General features: G+C 68.1%; 1 protein-coding gene. It reads right to left on the bottom strand.

Translation table 11 applies throughout. The annotated features are described in order from the left end of the window. Positions 1–28: 28 nt before the first annotated feature. Positions 29–2,377 (bottom strand): chitinase C-terminal domain-containing protein, encoded by a 2,349-nt coding sequence (locus tag ABD308_RS02495; RefSeq protein WP_344324795.1) that lies wholly within the window; start codon positions 2,375–2,377, stop codon positions 29–31. Positions 2,378–2,728 lie beyond the last annotated feature (351 nt).

The following is a 2,728-nucleotide window of genomic DNA, read 5'->3' as shown; positions in this document are numbered from 1 at the left end:
CGTCTCTCACCTCAAGCGGCCGCTGTCATCAGCAGACGCCGAGGTCGCTCCAGACACCCCAAGAGCCGCTGGCGCTCGGGTCGTCGCCCTTGGTCCACCACTTGTTCTGGTAGTAGTGGCCCTTCCAGGAGACCTTGGTCGGGGTGGCGTAGGTGGTGCCCGCGTCCCAGATCGGCGCACCCGCGCAACCGGCCGGCGTGGTCGGCGGCGTCGTGGGCGGAGTGGTCGGCGGGGTGGTGGGGGGCGTGGTCGGCGGCGTCGTGGGCGGAGTGGTCGGCGGCGTGGTCGGAGGCGTCGTGCCGCCGGTCGCACCGCGGGTCAGGTCGCCCTTGAGGCCGTACAGCGTGCCGCCCACGTTGACCGTCCAGTTGGACGGGGTGGACACCGGCAGGTAGTAGACGAAGTCCATGTCGATCGACGCGCCCGGCGCGAGCGACTGCCAGCCCGGCAGCTTCACCGAGACCCGGTTGTAGGTGCCCTTGAGGCCGCCCACGTTGCCGGAGCCGGTGTGGTCCTGCCGGATCACGGTCAGGCCGAAGCCGGACTGGTCCTTGGCGTTGCCCGGGGCCGAGTTGCTGTAGTCGAACTGGAACTCGGTGCCGCCCGGCAGGGTCGTCGTCGAGTTGTTGACGATGTGGATCTTCGGGTTGATCGGGTAGTTCGAGTCACCCAGCGCGAAGTTGGTGAACGACACGTCGATCGGCAGGGTCTGCTGCGGCAGCGCGATCGTCGAGCGGGTCGCGCCGTACGGCGAGGACGCCTTGAACTTGTCGTACATCAGCGAGGTCAGCGTGGAACCGGGCACGTACTGGCCCTTGCCGCCGTTGGCGGTGGCGTCCCACTTGTAGTCGCCCGCGAGCTCCCAGATCATCGCGCCACCGGCGCCCTGGTTGACGATGTAGTCGGCCTTGGCGGCGATCGACTGCTCGTCCTCGGTGGACAGGTAGACCTTCTTGGCGTCGTTCCACAGCCACGGCGCCACCAGGGTGGAGCTGTAGTTGCGGACGTAGCTGCCCTGCAGGGCGGTGTCGGTCACGCCGTACTTGGAGAGGTAGTCGGGCAGGATGCCCTTCTCCAGGTTCTTGGCGTGCCACATCGGGTTCGACCCGGCCGGGGACTCCTTGCCCGCGTCGTCCTTGTCGTTCCAGATGTTGTCGATGCCGACCGCGCCGTCACCGCACGTGGTCAGGCCGGAGCCGACCGGGCAGGTGGTCGCGGAGGCGGTGCCCCAGAGACCGTTGGTGCCGCCCTGGACGTTCTTGAAACCGCGGGTGTAGTACGGCAGGCCGATGTTGATCCGGCCGCCGGGCATCGCACCGCGGAAGTAGTGGTACGACCAGTCGGCGTTCAGGTAGCCGATGCCGCCGTACTGGCCGGTGCCGTAGACGTTGGCCGCCGCCAGCTCGCCGTCCTTGCCGTCGTCGAACAGCGCGGCGTTCGGGCCGACGTACTTGTTCCAGGAGCCGTGGAGGTCGTACGACATGATGTCGACGTAGTCCAGGTACTGCGCGATCTGGAAGGTCTCCATGCCGCGCAGCAGGTAACCGGACGACGGGGCCGCGACCGAGAGCAGGTAGTGCTTGCCGTCGGCGGCGCCGGCCCGGTCCAGCTTCTCGCGCAGCGTCTTCATCAGCGCCGCGTAGCCCTTGGCCAGCGAACCGCGCTTGCCGTTGGCGATCTGCCAGTCCAGCGGGTTGCCGGCGTCCTTCATCGAGGTCGGGTACTCGTAGTCGACGTCGACGCCGTTGAAGCCGTACTTCTTGATGAAGTCGACGGCCGAGTTGGCGAAGGTGTCGATGCCCGCCTGGTTGACGCTGCCGTCCGGGTTGACGGTCATCGAGTAGAAGCCGCCGGAGTTGACGCGCTTGCCGTCGTCCCCGAAGTACCCGCCGGTCTCGGTCCAACCGCCCACCGAGATCATCGTCTTGACGTTCGGGTACTGCTTCTTGTACTTCGTCAGCAGGTTGAAGTGGCCCTTGTAGGGCAGCGACGGGTCGAGCTCGGCGCCGGGCACGCCGGGGAAGGACATCCCGGTGGCCGCGTTCTGCGCGTTGTCGGTGCCGACGGACAGCTTGTTGTCGCCACCGACGTGGGCGAACGCGTAGTTGAGGTGGGTGACCTTGTCCCAGGGGATGTCACTGACCAGGTACGGCTTGGTGCCGTCCTGGCCGGTGCGCCAGCTGGTGAAGTAGCCGATGATGCGGCGCTGGTGGTCAGCGCCCATCTTCTCGCGGCCTTCGGTGTCGTAGACGCTGCAGTACGGGACGTCGACGCCCGGCGTGGCGTAGAGGCCGTCGGGGCGACAGTTGGCGTTGTCAACGGTGGCGGACGCCTGCGAGGGCGCCGCGCCCAGCGTGGCCACCAGCAGGCCGGCCATCGCGGCACCCGCCAGCGCGGCCAGGCCGGCGCGGGCCGCCGGGCTTGTGGAACGACGGGCAGCGGTGGGACGCCGCTCCGCCGAGGATCGGATCAACACTCGGTCCTCCGGGCAGAGTGTCGGCGCGTGCCTGTGGGGGAGCACGCACGTGGGGGAAACCAGATTGGCGCCGAAGCTATGTGGTCTGAACCACATAGGTCAATAGGTCTGTACCAATTGGTAATCAATTCCCCAACATCCCCGGTCGAACGGCCGATTGTCGACGGTCACCCGACCCCCCGTCAGCGCCACCCGCCGAACCCCGCGCCGACCACCCCGCCGCGCCCCCGGCGCCCCCGAGAACGCCCCGGG

Origin of the sequence: Kitasatospora putterlickiae, from assembly GCF_039527695.1 — a bacterium.
Classification (GTDB): domain Bacteria; phylum Actinomycetota; class Actinomycetes; order Streptomycetales; family Streptomycetaceae; genus Kitasatospora; species Kitasatospora putterlickiae.
Note: the sequence above shows the minus strand (reverse complement) of the source record. Positions and strands in the feature narration are given on the sequence as shown.

Coding starts and splice junctions, on each gene's coding strand:
- ABD308_RS02495 (WP_344324795.1), bottom strand. CDS start 2,377: ATGGCCGGCCTGCTGGTGGCCACGCTGGGCGCGGCGCCCTCGCAGGCG.